At 64.2% G+C, this 18,027-nt stretch carries 14 protein-coding genes and 1 riboswitch; of the genes, 8 read left to right on the top strand and 6 right to left on the bottom strand.

The annotated features are described in order from the left end of the window. Positions 1-66: 66 nt before the first annotated feature. The 3 genes from AACY13_RS15830 to AACY13_RS15820 all read right to left on the bottom strand — a co-directional run bounded on the left by AACY13_RS15830 (position 67) and on the right by AACY13_RS15820 (position 3,347). Positions 67-1,350 (bottom strand): Zn-dependent hydrolase, encoded by a 1,284-nt coding sequence (locus tag AACY13_RS15830; protein ID WP_339462537.1) that lies wholly within the window; start codon positions 1,348-1,350, stop codon positions 67-69. 53 nt (positions 1,351-1,403) lie between these two features. After that, the gene (locus AACY13_RS15825) at positions 1,404-2,894 is read right to left on the bottom strand and encodes an NCS1 family nucleobase:cation symporter-1 (RefSeq protein WP_339462536.1); all 1,491 of its coding nucleotides are present in this window, start codon (positions 2,892-2,894) and stop codon (positions 1,404-1,406) included. 228 nt (positions 2,895-3,122) lie between these two features. Then, positions 3,123-3,347 (bottom strand): hypothetical protein, encoded by a 225-nt coding sequence (locus tag AACY13_RS15820; protein ID WP_339462535.1) that lies wholly within the window; start codon positions 3,345-3,347, stop codon positions 3,123-3,125. 184 nt (positions 3,348-3,531) lie between these two features. Here AACY13_RS15820 and hydA point away from each other — a divergent pair, with 184 nt between their 5' ends. The 3 genes from hydA (at position 3,532) to preA (ending at position 7,830) form a co-directional block, all read left to right on the top strand. After that, complete coding sequence (gene hydA, locus AACY13_RS15815; protein WP_339462534.1) at positions 3,532-4,971, top strand: dihydropyrimidinase; 1,440 nt, start codon at positions 3,532-3,534, stop codon at positions 4,969-4,971. Positions 4,972-5,187: 216 nt separating this feature from the next. After that, positions 5,188-6,555 (top strand): NAD(P)-dependent oxidoreductase, encoded by a 1,368-nt coding sequence (locus AACY13_RS15810; protein WP_339462533.1) that lies wholly within the window; start codon positions 5,188-5,190, stop codon positions 6,553-6,555. Beyond that, positions 6,556-7,830 carry an NAD-dependent dihydropyrimidine dehydrogenase subunit PreA gene (preA, locus tag AACY13_RS15805; RefSeq protein WP_339462532.1) on the top strand — a complete coding sequence of 425 codons (1,275 nt, stop codon included), beginning with the start codon at positions 6,556-6,558 and terminating at the stop codon, positions 7,828-7,830. It begins immediately after the preceding gene. An 89-nt stretch (positions 7,831-7,919) separates the two neighbouring features. Here preA and AACY13_RS15800 read toward each other — a convergent pair whose 3' ends face one another. Then, positions 7,920-8,540 (bottom strand): TetR/AcrR family transcriptional regulator, encoded by a 621-nt coding sequence (locus AACY13_RS15800; protein WP_339462531.1) that lies wholly within the window; start codon positions 8,538-8,540, stop codon positions 7,920-7,922. Between the two features lie 140 nt (positions 8,541-8,680). Further along, a riboswitch (S-adenosyl-L-homocysteine riboswitch) is annotated at positions 8,681-8,831 on the top strand. 23 nt (positions 8,832-8,854) lie between these two features. On the opposite strand from AACY13_RS15800, the gene ahcY reads away from it, so the two are divergent. From ahcY to AACY13_RS15780, 4 genes are all read left to right on the top strand, one after another. Next, positions 8,855-10,261 carry an adenosylhomocysteinase gene (ahcY, locus tag AACY13_RS15795; protein ID WP_339462530.1) on the top strand — a complete coding sequence of 469 codons (1,407 nt, stop codon included), beginning with the start codon at positions 8,855-8,857 and terminating at the stop codon, positions 10,259-10,261. A gap of 99 nt (positions 10,262-10,360) precedes the next feature. After that, positions 10,361-11,206: a methylenetetrahydrofolate reductase [NAD(P)H] gene (metF, locus tag AACY13_RS15790; RefSeq protein ID WP_339462529.1), complete on the top strand. Its 846-nt coding sequence runs from the start codon at positions 10,361-10,363 to the stop codon at positions 11,204-11,206. Between the two features lie 212 nt (positions 11,207-11,418). Then, entirely contained in the window at positions 11,419-12,792 is a 1,374-nt protein-coding gene (ppnN, locus tag AACY13_RS15785) for a nucleotide 5'-monophosphate nucleosidase PpnN (protein ID WP_339462528.1), read from the top strand. A 236-nt stretch (positions 12,793-13,028) separates the two neighbouring features. Beyond that, a complete protein-coding gene (locus AACY13_RS15780) occupies positions 13,029-14,909 on the top strand; it encodes a DEAD/DEAH box helicase (protein WP_339462527.1) in 1,881 nt (626 codons plus the stop codon). 114 nt (positions 14,910-15,023) lie between these two features. On the opposite strand, the gene AACY13_RS15775 is transcribed toward AACY13_RS15780, so the two are convergent. Together AACY13_RS15775 and AACY13_RS15770 are read right to left on the bottom strand one after the other, a co-directional pair. Then, on the bottom strand, positions 15,024-15,602 hold the full coding sequence (locus AACY13_RS15775; RefSeq protein WP_339462526.1) for a YceI family protein: 579 nt from the start codon (positions 15,600-15,602) through the stop codon (positions 15,024-15,026). A 71-nt stretch (positions 15,603-15,673) separates the two neighbouring features. Beyond that, entirely contained in the window at positions 15,674-16,219 is a 546-nt protein-coding gene (locus AACY13_RS15770; RefSeq protein ID WP_339462525.1) for a cytochrome b, read from the bottom strand. A 308-nt stretch (positions 16,220-16,527) separates the two neighbouring features. Here AACY13_RS15770 and AACY13_RS15765 point away from each other — a divergent pair, with 308 nt between their 5' ends. Next, complete coding sequence (locus AACY13_RS15765) at positions 16,528-17,934, top strand: adenosylmethionine--8-amino-7-oxononanoate transaminase (RefSeq protein ID WP_339462524.1); 1,407 nt, start codon at positions 16,528-16,530, stop codon at positions 17,932-17,934. The last annotated feature ends 93 nt before the right edge of the window (positions 17,935-18,027 follow it).

Raw genomic sequence — 18,027 nt, 5'->3', positions numbered from 1 at the left:
AGCTTGTCCACAGCGCGAACGGCCGTCCATGGCCAGCGCCGCCCAAGTCGACGGCGTTTCGGCCAATCAGGCCGCCTGTTTGCCCTCAGCCAGCGCCACGGAGGCGGCAAGCATGGCGCGCAACAGCACCGCGCAACCGGCGGCAAGGTCGGTCGGCGCGGCATTCTCGATCTCGTTGTGGCTGATACCGCCCTCGCAGGGCACGAAGATCATCCCCGCCGGGCCCAGCTCGGCGAGGAAGATCGCGTCGTGGCCGGCACCGCTGACGATGTCCATATGCGACAGGCCTAGGCCCTGAGCCGCGCTGCGCACCGCCGCGACGCAGCGCTCGGCGAAGTACAGCGGCGGAAAATCGGCGGTGGGGGTCAGTTCGAAGGACAGGCCGTGCTTGGCAGAGGTCGCCTCGATCACCCCGCGCACCTCCTCGATCATCGAGTCCAGACGCGCCGGCTCCAGGTGACGGAAATCCAGGGTCATGCGCACCTCGCCGGGAATCACATTGCGCGAGCCGGGATAGGCCTGCAAACAACCGACCGTGCCGCAGGCATGCGGCTGGTGCTCCAGGGCCACCCGGTTGACCGCCGCGACCACTGCAGCGGCACCGACCAGGGCGTCCTTGCGCAGGTGCATGGGCGTCGGCCCGGCATGGGCCTCGACGCCCTTGAGCGTCAGATCGAACCACTTCTGCCCCAGCGCGCCGAGCACCACGCCGATGGTCTTGCCCTGGTCCTCGAGAATCGGCCCCTGCTCGATATGCGCCTCGAAATAGGCCCCCACCGCATGACCGCTCACCGCGCGAGTACCGGCATAGCCGATGGCGTTCAGTGCCTCGCCCACCGTGACGTCCTCGGCGTCACGCTTGGCCAAGGTCTCGGCCAGGGTGAATTTCTCGGCGAACACCCCGGAGCCCATCATGCACGGGGCGAAGCGCGAGCCCTCTTCGTTGGTCCACACCACCACCTCCAGCGGTGCTTCTGTCTCCACGCCTAAATCATTCAGGGTACGTAACACTTCGACCCCGGCCAGCACGCCGAAGCAGCCGTCGAACTTGCCGCCGGTGGGCTGGGTGTCGATATGGCTGCCGGTCATCACCGGTGGCAGCGCGGCGTTGCGCCCGGGGCGGCGAGCAAAGATATTGCCGACGCCATCGACCGTGACGGTGCAGCCGGCCTCCTCGCACCAGCGCACAAACAGGTCCCGGGCCTGGCGGTCGAGATCGGTCAGGGCCAGGCGACAGACCCCGCCCTTGGCGGTGGCACCGAGCTGGGCCAGCTCCATCAGCGACTGCCACAGGCGCTCGCCGTTGATATGCGACTGACTGGACTGGAGGACGGATTGAGCTGTGTTCATGGAGTTCTCCTCAGGCAAGGACGAAGGGCGGGCACCGCAGCGCCCGCGCGGCTTCACAGGGTCGGTTTGGCGGCAACCACCGGGGTCGGGCTACGCAGGCTGCACAGACCGAAGTAGATCAGGCCCCCAAGGAAGGAGCCGGTAAACCAGCCGTAGTCGTAGAACCAGCTGAAGGCGCTGCTGCCGAGCGACAGCAGGGTCAACGCCACGGGCACGGCGAAGGCGACGAAGCCGATCCAGTTCCACGCCGGATAGACGTCGTCGCGGTACAGGCCGGCCAGGTCGAGACGCTGTTTCTTGATCAGGAAGTAGTCCACCACCATGATCCCGGCGATCGGTCCGAGCAGGCTGGAATAGCCCAGCAACCAGTTGGAGTAGACGCTCTCCAGGCTCAGGTCGGAGACCAGCAGGCCGAGCTTCTTCAGCAACTCGTGGCCCATCAGCCCCAGACCGATCAGCCCGGTAAGGATCACCGCCTTGGTCCGGTTGATCAGCTTGGGCGCGATGTTCTGGAAGTCGTTGGTCGGCGAGACGATATTCGCCGCGGTGTTGGTCGACAGCGTGGCGACGATGATCAGCGCCATGGCCAAAGCGACCCAACCCGGGCTCTGGATATGGCCGATCAGGCTGACCGGGTCGGACACCGTCTCACCGACCAGCGAAGCGGACGCCGCGGTCATCACCACGCCGAGGGCGGCGAACAGGAACATGGTCAGCGGCAGGCCAATCACCTGGCCGATGATCTGGTCCTTCTGACTTTTCGCGTAGCGACTGAAATCCGGAATATTCAGCGACAGGGTGGCCCAGAAGCCGACCATGGCGGTCAGGCCGGCAAGAAAGTAGCCGGTGACGCTGGCACCCTCGGGGCGCTTGGCCGGCTGCGCCAGCAACTCGCTCATCGACACATTGGGCAGCGCCCACACCAGCAGTCCGGCACCGACCAGCACCAGCAGCGGTGCCGAGAGGGTTTCCAGCCACTTGATCGACTCGGCACCGCGCAGCACCACCCACAAGTTGAGGGTCCAGAAGATCATGAAACCGATCACCTCGCCGGTGCCGCCCAGGCTCTTCCAGCCTTCGAAAATCGAGCCGAGCAGCAGGTGGATGGCCAGGCCGCCGAACATGGTCTGGATGCCGAACCAGCCGCAGGCCACCACCGCGCGGATCAGGCAGGGCACATTGGAGCCGATCACCCCGAACGAGGAGCGCAACAACACCGGAAAGGGAATGCCGTACTTGGTGCCGGGGAAGGCGTTCAGCGTCAGCGGCACCAGCACCACGATATTGGCCAGCAAAATCGCCAGCAGCGCTTCGCCCACCGACAGGCCGAAGTAGGCGGTGAGCACGCCACCCAGGGTGTAGGTCGGCACACAGATCGACATGCCGACCCACAGCGCGGTGATATGCCATTTGTTCCAGGTGCGTTCGTGCACCTGGGTCGGGGCGATGTCGTGGTTATAGCGCGGACTGTCGAGTACGTCGGGGCCGGCGGCCAGTTCGTACAAGCCATCGCGTTCGGTCACTTGCGATCTGTTCTGTTGCATGGGCCTCTCCAGTCATTGTTCTGATTATTCGCTCATCGGGATCAGCGCTCGCCGCACAGCTGTTGCACTGCTCGGCGACCGCCGGCGATGGCCGGAGTACTTTTCCATCTCAGGGCCGGCCAGCTCGGTAGCGACGGCTATCAATAAGCGTGCCGGGAACCTGTTCAACTCATTTATCACGCACGATAAAAACGGCTAATCACTTGTTTTATATGCCCTTTATTAAAGCTAGTGGGTTCTCATCAGCTGCCCTGCGAGACAGCGCTCAACGTCACGATCAAGCCTGTCTACCAAGTCAGGATTCAAAGTGGTGCAGGCCACTATTTTTTCTACCGCCAGCGCCTGCTCGTCGCCTGGCTCAAGCGCCTGATTTTGCATAGGAAATCTTGACCATATTTGGTTCTTGTCAAGTGCGTCAAAATGGTGAGCGAGCGCACCATTTTGCAGATCCATACTTTTTTATGTTTATTTTCAATAAGTTATAAATACAAACTGACGACAAAAAATATTCTTGATCAATCCACAAGCAGCGACTAGATTCAATTCCTGTCAGGAGTGACAGGAATACACACCACTCGCCTGGCAGGCCATAACACCAAGAACCGGCACGCACCGGTCAGCCTGAGAGGAACTCGCTATGTCGCTGTTGATCCGTGGTGCCACCCTGGTCACCCATGAAGAAAGCTACCGCGCCGACCTGCTCTGCGTGGGCGGCCTGATCCAGGCCATCGGCGATAACCTCGACGCCCCGGCCGGCTGCCAGGTGCTCGACGGCAGCGGCCAGTACCTGATGCCCGGCGGCATCGACCCGCACACCCACATGCAGCTGCCCTTCATGGGCACGGTGGCCAGCGAGGACTTCTTCAGCGGCACCGCCGCGGGCCTGGCCGGCGGCACCACCTCGATCATCGACTTCGTCATCCCCAACCCGCAGCAATCGCTGCTGGAAGCCTTCCACACCTGGCGCGGCTGGGCGGAGAAATCCGCCTCCGACTATGGCTTCCATGTCGCCATCACCTGGTGGAGCGAGCAGGTCGCCGCCGAGATGGGCGAGCTGGTGGAAAAATTCGGGGTCAACAGCTTCAAGCACTTCATGGCCTACAAGAACGCCATCATGGCCGCCGACGACACCCTGGTGGCCAGCTTCGAGCGCTGCCTGCAACTGGGCGCGGTGCCCACGGTGCACGCGGAGAACGGCGAGCTGGTCTATCACCTGCAGAACAAGCTGCTCGCCCAGGGCCTGACCGGGCCGGAGGCGCATCCGCTGTCGAGGCCTTCGCAAGTCGAAGGTGAGGCGGCCAGCCGCGCCATTCGCATCGCCGAAACTCTGGGCACGCCGCTGTACCTGGTGCACGTCTCGACCCAGGAAGCCCTGGACGAGATCACCTACGCCCGCGCCAAAGGCCAGCCGGTGTACGGCGAGGTGCTGGCCGGCCACCTGCTGCTGGATGACAGCGTCTACCGCGATCCGGACTGGCAGACCGCCGCCGGCTACGTGATGAGCCCGCCGTTCCGCCCGCGCGGGCACCAGGACGCCCTCTGGCGCGGCCTGCAGTCGGGCAATCTGCACACCACCGCCACCGACCACTGCTGCTTCTGCGCCGAGCAGAAAGCCGCCGGCCGCGACGACTTCAGCAAGATCCCCAACGGCACCGCCGGCATCGAAGACCGCATGGCCGTGCTCTGGGACGAAGGGGTGGGCAGCGGCAAGCTGTCGATCAATGACTTCGTCGCCCTGACCAGCACCAACACGGCGAAGATCTTCAACCTGTTCCCGCGCAAGGGCGCGCTGCGCGTCGGTGCCGATGCCGACCTGGTGCTCTGGGACCCACAGGGCACGCGGACCATCTCGGCCAAGACGCACCACCAGCAGGTCGACTTCAACATCTTCGAGGGCAAGACCGTGCGCGGCGTACCCAGCCACACCATCAGTCAGGGCAAGCTGGTCTGGGCCGATGGCGAACTGCGCGCCGAGCGCGGTGCCGGCCGCTATATCGAGCGCCCGGCCTACCCGGCGGTGTTCGACCTGCTGAACAAGCGCGCCGAGCACAACCGGCCCACCGCCGTCGAGCGCTAAGCCAGGAGCACAGAAGACCCCGTAGGAGCGGACTTGTCCGCGAAAGATGTTGAGCCGCAGAGATTCTTCGCGGGCAAGCGGCACGCCGCCCGGCCCATCCTACAAAGCGCGGCTGCTGGCAATACCCATTCCGCCACACCGGCCCGCAGAGGCCGGACGGCCGCATATGCGCTGTTAACTGCCGAATAAAAACCACAAGACCGTGAGGCAATTACCGTGATAGACATCCTCAGCCACCTGCCGCGCCCGCATGCCGGTGCGGCCGAACTGGCCGATCGCTTCGTCGATCTGGCCCCGCCGCTCACCGCCCGCCAGGCCGCCCTGGAAAGCGCACGCTGCCTGTATTGCTACGACGCGCCCTGCGTCAACGCCTGCCCCAGCGAGATCGACATCCCCTCGTTTATCCGCAATATCAGCCACGAAAACGTCCAGGGCGCGGCGCAGACCATCCTCTCGGCGAATATCCTCGGCGGCAGCTGCGCCCGGGTCTGCCCCACCGAGGTGCTCTGCCAGCAAGCCTGTGTGCGCAACAACGCTCAGGAGTGTGCACCGGTACTGATCGGCCTGTTGCAGCGCCACGCCATCGACAACGCGCAATTCAGCGAGCACCCGTTCCAGCGTGCGCCGGCCAGCGGCAAGCGCATCGCCGTGGTCGGTGCCGGCCCCGCCGGACTGTCCTGCGCCCATCGCCTGGCCATGCACGGCCACGAGGTGGTGATCTTCGAGGCGCGCGAGAAAAGCGGCGGGCTCAACGAATACGGCATCGCCAAGTACAAGCTGGTGGACGACTTCGCCCAGCGCGAGGTGGCGTTTCTCCTGCAGATCGGCGGCATCGAGATCCGCCACGGCCAACGTCTGGGCGACGACCTCAGCCTGAGCGAACTGCACCAGCAGTTCGATTCGGTGTTCCTCGCCATCGGCCTGGCCGCCAGCAAACGCCTGGGCCTGGCCGACGAAGACGCGCCGGGCCTGCTCGCCGCCACCGACTACATCCGCGAACTGCGCCAGAGCGACGACCTGACCCAGCTACCGCTGGCCGAACGCTGCATCGTCCTCGGTGCCGGTAACACCGCCATCGACATGGCGGTGCAGATGAGCAAGCTCGGTGCCCGCGACGTCAATCTGGTCTACCGCCGCGGTTTCGACGAGATGGGAGCCACCGGCCACGAGCAGGACATCGCCAAGGCCAACCAGGTGCGCCTGCTGACCTGGGCGCAGCCCGAGCAAGTGCTGCTCGACGACCAGGGCCGGGTGCGCGGCATGCGCTTCGCCCGCACCCAGCTGATCGATAGGCGCCTGCAGAGCACCGGAGAACACTTCGAGCTGGCCGCCGACGCCATCTTCAAGGCGATCGGCCAGGCTTTCGACAGCAGCGCCCTGGGCGACCCGCTGGCCCAGGAACTCAAGCGCGAGGGCGAACGCATCTGGGTCGACGCGAGCCTGCAAACCAGTGTGCCCGGCATCTATGCCGGCGGCGACTGCACCGCCCTGGGCCAGGACCTCACCGTGCAGGCCGTGCAGCACGGCAAGCTGGCCGCCGAGGCCATCCACTCTCATCTGCTGCTCAATGTGGAGGCCGCATAAATGGCCGATCTATCCATCGAATTCGCTGGTATCAAGGCACCCAATCCCTTCTGGCTGGCCAGTGCGCCGCCGACCGACAAGGCCTACAACGTGGTCCGCGCCTTCGAGGCCGGCTGGGGCGGGGTGGTCTGGAAAACCCTCGGCGAAGACCCTGCGGCGGTCAACGTGTCGTCGCGCTACTCTGCGCACTTCGGGCCGAACCGCCAGGTGCAGGGCTTCAACAATATCGAGTTGATCACCGACCGCTCGCTGGAAATCAACCTGCGCGAAATCACCCAGGTGAAGAAGGACTGGCCGGACCGCGCAATGATCGTCTCCTTGATGGTGCCCTGCGTCGAGGAATCCTGGAAAGCCATACTGCCGCTGGTGGAGGCCACCGGCTGCGACGGCATCGAGCTGAACTTCGGCTGTCCCCACGGCATGCCCGAACGTGGCATGGGCGCGGCGGTTGGCCAGGTGCCGGAATACGTCGAGATGGTCACCCGCTGGTGCAAGACCTACAGCTCGCTGCCGGTGATCGTCAAACTCACGCCGAACATCACCGACGTGCGCCTGTCCGCCCGCGCCGCCCATCGCGGCGGGGCCGACGCGGTGTCGCTGATCAACACCATCAACTCGATCACCAGCGTCGACCTGGAGCGCATGGTCGCCAACCCCATAGTCGGCAGCCAGAGCACCCACGGCGGTTACTGCGGCTCGGCGGTCAAACCTATCGCTCTGAACATGGTCGCCGAGATCGCCCGCGATCCCGAGACCCGTGGCCTGCCTATCTGCGGCATCGGCGGCATCGGCAACTGGCGCGACGCCGCCGAGTTCGTCGCGCTCGGCTGCGGCGCGGTACAGGTGTGCACGGCGGCCATGCTGCACGGCTTTCGCATCGTCGAGGAAATGAAGGACGGCCTGTCGCGCTGGATGGACAGCCAGGGCTATACCAGCCTCGCGGACTTCTCCGGCAAGGCAGTGGGCAACACCACCGACTGGAAGTACCTGGACATCAACTATCAGGTGATCGCCAAGATCGACCAGGACGCCTGCATCGGCTGTGGGCGCTGCCATATCGCCTGCGAAGACACCTCGCACCAGGCCATTGCCAGCCTCAAACAGGCCGACGGCACCCACAAGTACGAGGTGATCGACGACGAGTGCGTGGGCTGCAACCTGTGCCAGATCACCTGCCCGGTGGCGGACTGCATCGAGATGGTGCCCCAGGACACCGGCAAGCCCTTCCTCGACTGGAACCACGATCCGCGCAATCCGTATCGCGTGGCGTCCTAGCCCGGCAATTCGCCGGAACCTATCGCGGGCAAGCCCGCTCCTACAACAACTCTGCACCTGTAGGAGCGGGCTTGCCCGCGATCAGGCTTTCAGGGCTCCAACCCAATCCCACGCAATATCACGCTGGTCACGGTCTGCACCGCCCGCTCGAACTGCAGCTCGGACAGCGCCTGGTGGTCGTTGAGGATCGCCACCTGGTGGCTGAAGTCGGCGTAGTGCTGGGTCGAGGCCCAGATCATATACAGCAGCGCCGAGGGCTCCACTGCGAGGATGCGCTGGTCGTCGACCCACTGGCGGATCTTCGCCTCCTTCATCTTGGCCCAGCTGTAGAGGCTGTCGTCGAGGCTCGCGCCGAGCATCGGTGCACCGTGGATGATTTCGTCGGCCCAGACCTTGGAGCCATGCGGGCGGCTGCGCGAGTGATTCATCTTGGCGCGGATATAGGTGCTGAGCACCACCCGCGGATCGTCGTACATCTCGAAACACAGGGCGTCCTGCTTCCACACCTCGAGCAGGTCGAGCAACACCGCGCGGTAGAGGTCGTCCTTGGTGCTGAAGTAGTAGTGCAGATTGGAGCGCGGCAGCTCGACTTCTTCGGCGATATCGCCCATGGACGTGCCGCCATAGCCCTTTTCGGCGAACACCTTCTCGGCGGACAGGAGGATTTTCTCGACGTTGCGTCGGCGAATCTCGATTTTGTGATTGGCCATGGCGGGTCCGTGACGGGGCGATGCCGCAAGGCTACCACCAGCGCCCGCACGGGGCGACGGAAAGCCTTTGGCTTAAGCGCCGGCATGGCTATAATCACCCCCGTTTCACTCGACCGGCACCGCCCGGTCGCTCCCGCCACCTGTCCGAGGGGCGCTGCAGCAAGCGGTAAATCTGTTTTGAATCCCCAAGCCCAGCATTCCAGCGATGCAATCAGGCGGATTCAAATCAGACTTCCGCCTGTCAGGCTCGGATGGGGCGTTAACCATACGCATCAACGGCGCCCATTCGACACAAACGAATGGAGAACTCATTTATGAGCGCTGTACTGACGCCTGCCGGTTTCACTGACTTCAAGGTCGCCGACATTTCCCTGGCCGCCTGGGGCCGCCGCGAAACCATCATCGCCGAATCCGAAATGCCCGCGCTGATGGGCCTGCGCCGCAAATATGCCGGCGAGCAGCCGCTGAAAGGCGCGAAGATCATCGGCTGCATCCATATGACCATTCAGACCGCCGTGCTGATCGAAACCCTGACCGCCCTGGGTGCCGAAGTACGCTGGTCCAGCTGCAATATCTTCTCGACTCAGGACCAAGCCGCTGCCGCCATCGCCGCCGCCGGCATCCCGGTATTCGCCTGGAAGGGCGAGACCGAAGAAGAGTACGAGTGGTGCATCGAGCAGACCATCCTCAAGGATGGCCAGCCGTGGGACGCCAACATGATCCTCGACGACGGCGGCGACCTGACCGAGATCCTGCACAAGAAATACCCACAGATGCTCGAGCGCATCCACGGCGTCACCGAAGAAACCACCACTGGCGTGCACCGCCTGCTGGACATGCTGGCCAAGGGCGAGCTGAAGATCCCGGCGATCAACGTCAACGACTCGGTGACCAAGAGCAAGAACGACAACAAGTACGGCTGCCGTCACAGCCTGAGCGATGCGATCAAGCGCGGCACCGACCACCTGCTGTCCGGCAAGCAGGCGCTGGTGATCGGCTACGGCGACGTGGGCAAGGGCTCGGCGCAGTCGCTGCGCCAGGAAGGCATGATCGTCAAGGTGTCCGAAGTCGACCCGATCTGCGCCATGCAGGCCTGCATGGACGGCTACGAGCTGGTTTCGCCCTACAAGGACGGCATCAACGACGGTAGTGAAGCCAGCGTCGATGGCGCACTGCTGGGCAAGATCGACCTGATCGTGACCACCACCGGTAACGTCAACGTCTGCGACGCCAATATGCTCAAGGCCCTGAAGAAGCGCGCCGTGGTGTGCAACATCGGTCACTTCGACAACGAAATCGACACCGCTTTCATGCGCAAGAACTGGGCATGGGAAGAAGTGAAGCCGCAGGTGCACAAGATCCACCGCACCGGCCTGAACCTTGACCCGCTCAACGACGACTACCTGATCCTGCTGGCCGAAGGCCGTCTGGTTAACCTGGGCAACGCCACCGGCCACCCGAGCCGGATCATGGACGGCTCGTTCGCCAACCAGGTGCTGGCGCAGATCTTCCTGTTCGGCCAGAAGTTCGCCGACCTGCTGCCCGCGCAGCAGGCCGAGCGCCTGACCGTGGAAGTGCTGCCGAAGAAGCTCGACGAAGAAGTGGCCCTGGAAATGGTCAAGGGCTTCGGCGGCGTGGTCACCCAGCTGACCAAGACCCAGGCCGACTATATCGGCGTAACCGTGGAAGGCCCGTTCAAGCCGCACGCTTACCGCTATTAATGCGCAGGGTGGATAAGCCTATGGCTTATCCACCGCCGACTTCCTGCACGGTGGCTGGAAAAACGCCATCCACCCTGCGTCTCCAAGGCTAGAAACCCTATGAGCCAAGAACGCCGTTACAGCTTCGAGTTCTTCCCCACCAAGACCGAAGCCGGGCATGAAAAACTGATGAATGTGGCGCGCCAGCTGGCGACCCACAAGCCGGATTTCTTCTCCTGCACCTACGGTGCCGGTGGTTCCACCCGTGATCGCACGCTCAACACCGTGCTGCAGCTGAACAACGATGTCGGTGTGAGCACTGCGCCGCACCTGTCCTGCGTCGGCGACTCCAAGGCCGAGCTGCGCGAGCTGCTCAACCTGTACCAGAACGCCGGGATCACCCGCATCGTCGCCCTGCGCGGTGACCTGCCATCCGGCATGGGCATGGCCAGCGGCGAGCTGCGCTACGCCAACGAGCTGGTCAGCTTTATCCGTGAAGAAACCGGCGATCACTTCCATATCGAAATCGCCGCCTACCCGGAGATGCATCCACAGGCGCGCAACTTCGAGGACGATATCGCCAATTTCGTGCGCAAGGCCAAGGCCGGTGCCAGCAGCGCCATCACCCAGTACTTCTTCAACGCCGACAGCTACTTCTACTTCGTCGAGCGCGTGCGCAGGCTGGGTGTGGATATCCCGGTGGTGCCGGGCATCATGCCGATCACCAACTACAGCAAGCTGGCACGTTTCTCCGATGCCTGCGGTGCCGAGATTCCACGCTGGGTGCGCAAGCAGCTGGAAGCCTATGGCGACGACAGCGACAGCATCCGTGCCTACGGCGAGCAGGTGGTCAGCGAGATGTGCGAACGCCTGCTGCAGGGCGGCGCGCCGGGGCTGCACTTCTACAGCATGAACCTCGCGGAACCGAGCCTGGCGATCTGGAACAACCTCAAGCTGCCACGCTGAGCGGCGCTGTCGTCGCTACCCCGGCCCGGGGTAGCGGCACTTCTTCGCCCCTCAGGGTCACAGACCGCCGAGCGTCGAGACTAAACTGCCGCGACGAACCCGCCTTGGTCTCTGGCAATGGACTAAGCATCTGCCGGCCAGACAAACCGGGCCTATCATCCGAGCAAGCGCTTAGCCATGTATGGCGAGCAACACAACCATGGAGCGCCGCAATGGCCACACGTAAAACCACCAACGCCACCGTGACCCCCAAGGGCAGCCTGGAAACCCTCTCCCAGCGCGAAGTGCAGCAACTGCGCGAGACCGGCTCCGGCAGCGTCTATGCGCTATTTCGCCAGTGCGCCCTGGCGATCCTCAATACCGGTTCGCACAGCGATAACGCCAAGACCATCCTGGAAGCCTACCCGGACTTCGAAATCTGCATTCACCAGCAGGATCGCGGCATTCGCCTGGAACTGATCAACGCACCGGCCGACGCCTTCGTCGATGGCGAGATGATCGCCAGCACCCGCGAAATGCTGTTCAGCGCCCTGCGCGATATCGTCTACACCCAGAGTGAGCTGGAGAACCAGCGGGTGGACTTCAGCAGCTCCCAGGGCATCACCGACTACGTGTTCCATCTGCTGCGCAACGCCCGCACCCTGCGCGCCGGGGTGGAGCCGAAGATGGTGGTGTGCTGGGGCGGCCACTCGATCAGCACCGAAGAGTACAAATACACCAAGGTGGTCGGCCATGAACTGGGTCTGCGCGGCCTGGATATCTGCACCGGCTGCGGCCCAGGGGTAATGAAGGGGCCGATGAAGGGGGCCACCATCTCCCATGCCAAGCAGCGCAATATCGGCGGGCGCTACCTGGGCCTGACCGAGCCGGGCATCATCGCCGCCGAAGCGCCCAACCCGATCGTCAACGAACTGGTGATCCTGCCGGATATCGAGAAGCGCCTGGAGGCCTTTGTCCGCGTCGGCCACGGCATCATCATCTTCCCCGGCGGCGCGGGCACCGCGGAAGAGCTGCTGTATCTCCTCGGCATCCTGATGCACCCGGACAACCGCGACGTGCCCTTCCCGCTGCTGCTGACCGGCCCCAAAAGCGCCGCGCCCTACCTCCAGCAACTGCACGACTTTGTCGGGGCCACTCTGGGCGAGCAAGCCCAGCAGCGCTGCAAGATCATTCTCAACGACCCCAGCCAGGTGGCGCGGGAGATGGCCGCGGGCATCAAGGCGGTCACCCAGTTCCGCCGCGAACACAACGACGCCTTCCACTTCAACTGGCTGCTGAAGATCGACGAGAGCTTCCAGCACCCCTTCGAGCCGACCCACGAAAACATGGCCGGCCTCAAGCTGACCCGCCAGCAGCCGGTGCATGAGCTGGCAGCCCAGCTGCGCCGGGCGTTCTCCGGGATTGTCGCGGGCAACGTCAAGGATCAGGGCATCCGCCGCATTGAAAAGCACGGTCCCTACGAGATCAGCGGCGATGCGGATATCCTCCAGCCCCTGGGTCAGTTGCTGCAGGCCTTCGTCGACCAGCACCGCATGAAGCTGCCGGGCAACAGCGCCTATGTGCCCTGCTACCGCGTGGCGGGCTGAGCAGCGGCCGGCCCGCGCGGGCCGGCCAACAAGCCTCAGGCAGGCCCGCGACCGCCGAGCAGGCGGAAACTCGCACAGACAGACGGCTCTGTTATACTCGGGCCTTCCCGCCAGGCTTGCGCCCGGATGCTAGCCCCCAGAGGCCAGCAGTACCGGACGGGATTGCGCCCCCCAAGCGCGATTCAAGCCAGGCAATACACCCCATAGGGCAACGCCCTCACTAGACAGGATTACACATGTCCTTTGCCTCCCTCGGTCTCTCCGAGGCATTAGTCCGTGCGGTCGAATCCGCCGGCTACACCCAACCCACTCCGGTGCAACAGCGGGCCATCCCCGCCGTGTTGCAAGGCCGCGACCTGATGGTTGCCGCCCAGACGGGTACAGGTAAAACAGGCGGTTTCGCCCTGCCGATCCTCGAGCGGCTGTTCCCCAACGGCCATCCGGATCGCGAACAGCGTCACGGCCCGAAACAACCCCGCGTGCTGGTATTGACCCCAACCCGCGAACTGGCCGCCCAGGTGCATGAGAGCTTCAAGGTCTATGCCCGCGACCTGAAATTCGTCAGCACCTGCATCTTCGGCGGCGTCGGCATGAACCCTCAGGTGCAGGCCATGGCCAAGGGCGTCGACGTCCTGGTCGCCTGCCCCGGCCGCCTGCTCGACCTGGTCGGTCAGCGCGCCGTGGACCTGTCCCACGTGGAAATCCTGGTACTGGACGAAGCCGACCGCATGCTCGACATGGGCTTCGTGCATGACGTCAAGAAGGTTCTCGCCAAGCTGCCGGCGAAGCGCCAGAACCTGCTGTTCTCGGCGACCTTCTCCAAGGACATCACCGACCTGGCCGGCAAGCTGCTGCACAACCCCGAGCGCATCGAAGTGACGCCGCCGAACACCACGGTCGAGCGTATCGAACAGCGCGTATTCCGCGTCCAGGCCAGCCACAAGCGCGCCCTGCTCGCCCACCTGATCACCGCCGGGGCCTGGGAACAGATCCTGGTGTTCACCCGGACCAAGCACGGTGCCAACCGCCTGGCCGAGTACCTCGACAAACACAACCTGCCGGCCGTGGCCATCCACGGCAACAAGAGCCAGAACGCCCGCACCAAGGCCCTGGCCGACTTCAAGGCCGGCAAGATGCGCATCCTGGTGGCCACCGATATCGCCGCCCGCGGCCTGGATATCGACCAGCTGCCCCACGTGGTCAACTTCGAACTGCCGAACATCGAGGAAGACTACGTGCACCGTATCGGCCGTACCGGCCGGGCAGGGCGTAGCGGCGAAGCCATCTCGCTGGTTGCGCCGGACGAAGAGAAGCTGCTCAAGGGCATCGAACGGATGACCAAGCAGAAGATCGGCGACGGCGACCTGCTGGGCTTCGACGCCAGCACCGTCGAGGCCGAGCGCCCGGAAGTGCGCGAGCCGCAGAAGCCACGCCAGCCGCGCGGGGCCAAGCCGGCCGGCGAACGCCACGGCGGCGGCCGCAAGGACAAGGGCAAGGACAGCGGCAAGGAACACAGCAGCCGTGCCGCCAAGCCCCAGGGCGGCCGCAGCCAACAACCACGCGGCTCGGCTCGCGCCGCCGCGCCCGCGGTGCCTGCGTTACCTCCGGACCGCGCGCCGGACGAGTTCCGCGACGATGAAATCGATAATTTCGGCAACCGTGTCGACTATGTAAGCCCGCACCAGAACAAGCAGCAGAACCGTGGCCGTCGGCCCGGTGCGCCTGCAGCGGCCAGCGGTCCGAGCGCCAGCAATGGCGTCGGCCAGGGCGCGCGCCCGGCCAAGCCGCCACGTAGCAATGGTGCCGGTGCCGGCGCTGCCGGCGGCCAGGGTCGTCGTCAGGGTGCAGGTGCTCAGGGCGGCCAAGGCGGTCAGGGCCGTAATGGCTCCGGCCGTGCGCGGCCGCCGCGCGACACCCGCACCACCTCGCTGAATCGCGACGAACTGCCGCGCCAGGAAGCGGCGGTGAAGAACCCGCGGGACAAGCAACCGGTGATTGTGCACAAGGGCTCGCGCCTGGATCGCCTGCCCACCCCGGAGCAACTCGACGAACTGGCGAGTGCACGTCCACGGGGCGAGAAACCGGCCCTGCTGACGCGCAACCGCGAAGAGTCGTAGTCGGCTAGTCGCACACGAAAACGCCGCCCAATGGGGCGGCGTTTTTATTGGTGCAGAATTCGATAGCCAGGCCTGCAGCGGCGATGGGTTACGCCGCTGCGCGGCTAACCCATCCTACTGGCGTACGCCTTCGACCGAGATGATCAGCTCGACGCTTTCCGACGCCGGGCCCAGGTCCTTGGTGATGCCGAAGTCCTTCAGCTGCAGGGTGGTGCTGCCTTCGAAACCGGCACGGTAACCGCCCCATGGGTCGCTGCCCTGGCCGATAAACTTGGCCGCGATCACCACCGGCTTGGTCACGCCATTGAGGGTCAGGTTGCCGGTGATATCGGCCGCGCCTTCGCCGGTGCTCTTGACTGCGGTCGACTCGAAGGTCGCGCTCGGGTGCTTGCCGACACTGAGGAAGTCATCGCTGCGGATATGCTTGTCGCGCTCGGCATGGTTGGTGTCGACGCTGGCGGTATTCAGGGTCACGCTGACTTTGCTCGCTTCCGGGTTCTTTTCGTCGAAGCTGAAGCTGCCGTCGAAGTCCTTGAAGGTGCCGTACAGCCAGCTGTAGCCCAGGTGGCTGATCTTGAAATTGACGAAGGCGTGCTGGCCTTGCTTGTCGATGGCGTAATCGGCCGCCATGGCCTGGCCTGCGCCGATCAGCGCGGTACCGAGGGCCAGGGCTGCGAGGGTTTTCTTCAACATGGGCATACTCCTTGTGAGGTTGTATAAGCGCCGGCGTGGACCATTCCGCGCAGGCTTAAGTGGGGCCGGGGTCAGCGGCCGAACATGCGCACCAGGGTGCGGTCACGGTCGATAACGTGGTGCTTCAGGGCCGCCAGGGCATGGATACCGGCGAAGATCACCAGGGCCCAGGCCAGGTACTCGTGCACCAGCCCGGCCACATCCTCCTGATTCGGGATAGCGGTCAGGGTGGCCGGCACCGAGAACAGGCCGAACACCTCGATGGGGCGGCCATCGGCGGTGGATATCAGGTAACCGGACAGCATCAGCAGCAACAGGCCCAGGTACAGGAAGCCATGGCCCAGCGTGCTGGCCAGGCGAGTCATCCGCCCGTGGTTCGCTAAAGCCGCAGGTGGCGGGCTCAGCCAGCGCCACAGCAGGCGCACCAGCATCACGGCAAACAGCACCAGGCCAATGCTCTTGTGCAGATCCGGCGCGGTCTTGTACCAGCCGCTGTAGTAGTCCAGCCCGACCATCCAGTAACCCAGACCGAACAGGCCGAACACGACCACCGCCACCAGCCAGTGCATCAGGATGCTGACCAGACCGTAGTGAGAAGGGGAATTACGCCATTGCATCAAGAACTGTCCGTGAAATGAGATGGGTGAAGCCTGAGTCGGGCAAGATTAGCAACAAAGCTATCGATTAAAAGCGGAAATTTTCACTTTGAAATATCGGGAAATACGATGTTTCTGACCTGAATTTTATCCCGACAAAATTAGTGCACTCGACCCGCAGGAAGTTCAGGCCAGGCCTACCGGCGGCCTGCCAGAGCGGATAAGCGGTGCCGCCGCGCTCGCGAGCCGGCCACCTGTGGCGTACATGGGTCTGGAGGCATCTGATAGGCTTGGCGCAGACGATTGAGAACCGGGGGATAAGTAGCACGATGAGCCTGAACGACCAGTGGATGCAGCGTGACCTGAAGGTGCTCTGGCACCCCTGCACGCAAATGAAGGACCACGAGCAATTGCCCCTGGTGCCGATCAAACGCGGCGAAGGGGTGTGGCTCGAGGACTTCGACGGCAAACGCTACCTCGACGCGGTCAGCTCCTGGTGGGTCAACGTGTTCGGCCACGCCAACCCGCGCATCAATCAGCGCATCAAGGACCAGGTCGACCAGCTGGAACACGTGATCCTCGCCGGTTTCAGCCATCAACCGGTGATCGAGCTGTCCGAGCGCCTGGTCAAGCTGACCCCGGCCGGCCTGGACCGGGTGTTCTATGCCGACAACGGCTCGTCCTGCATCGAAGTCGCGCTGAAGATGAGCTTTCACTACTGGCTGAACGTCGGCCAGCCAGCGAAAAAACGCTTCGTCACCCTGACCAACAGCTACCACGGCGAAACCATCGCGGCCATGTCGGTGGGCGATGTGGCGCTGTTTACCGACACCTACAAAGCCTTGCTGCTGGACACCATTAAAGTGCCCAGCCCGGACTGCTACCACCGCCCGGAAGGCGTGAGCTGGGAAGCCCATTCGCGCCTCATGTTCGGCCATATGGAGCAGACCCTGGCCGAGCACGGCCATGAGATCGCGGCGGTGATAGTCGAACCGCTGATCCAGGGTGCCGGCGGCATGCGCATGTACCACCCGATCTACCTCAAGCTGCTGCGCGAGGCCTGCGACCGCTATGGCGTGCACCTGATCCACGACGAGATCGCCGTCGGCTTCGGCCGCACCGGGACGATGTTCGCCTGCGAGCAAGCCGGCATCCGCCCGGACTTCCTCTGCCTGTCCAAGGCCCTGACCGGCGGCTACCTGCCACTGGCCGCCTGCCTGACCACCAACGAGGTGTACCAGGCGTTCTACGACGACTACAACACCCTGCGCGCCTTTCTCCACTCGCACAGCTACACCGGCAATCCGCTGGCCTGCGCCGCGGCCCTGGCGACCCTGGACATCTTCGAGCAGGACAACGTGATCGAGGCCAACAAGGCCCTGTCGGCCCGTATGGCCAGCGCCACCGCACACCTGGTCGACCACCCGCATGTCGCCGAAGTGCGTCAGACCGGCATGGCCCTGGCCATCGAGATGGTCCAGGACAAGGCGAGCAAGACCGCCTACCCCTGGCAGGAACGCCGCGGCCTCAAGGTATTCCAGCACGCCCTGCAACGCGGCGCGCTGCTGCGCCCACTGGGCAGCGTGGTGTACTTCCTGCCGCCCTATGTGATCAGCGAAGAGCAGATCGATTTCCTCGCCGAGGTGGCCAGCGAAGGCATCGATATCGCCACCCGCACCTCGGTCAGCGTGGCCCAGGGCAATACCCAGTATCCGGACTTTCGCGACCCGGGCTAAGAACGCCAGCAGGATGTTGGGTGGATGACGCGTTACCCATCCACCGCTGCGGTCGCCAGGTGGATGAAAAGAACGTCATCCACCCTACGGAAG

It is taken from the genome of Pseudomonas sp. EA_105y_Pfl2_R69 (assembly GCF_963970915.1).
Taxonomy (GTDB): domain Bacteria; phylum Pseudomonadota; class Gammaproteobacteria; order Pseudomonadales; family Pseudomonadaceae; genus Aquipseudomonas.
Note: the sequence above shows the minus strand (reverse complement) of the source record. Positions and strands in the feature narration are given on the sequence as shown.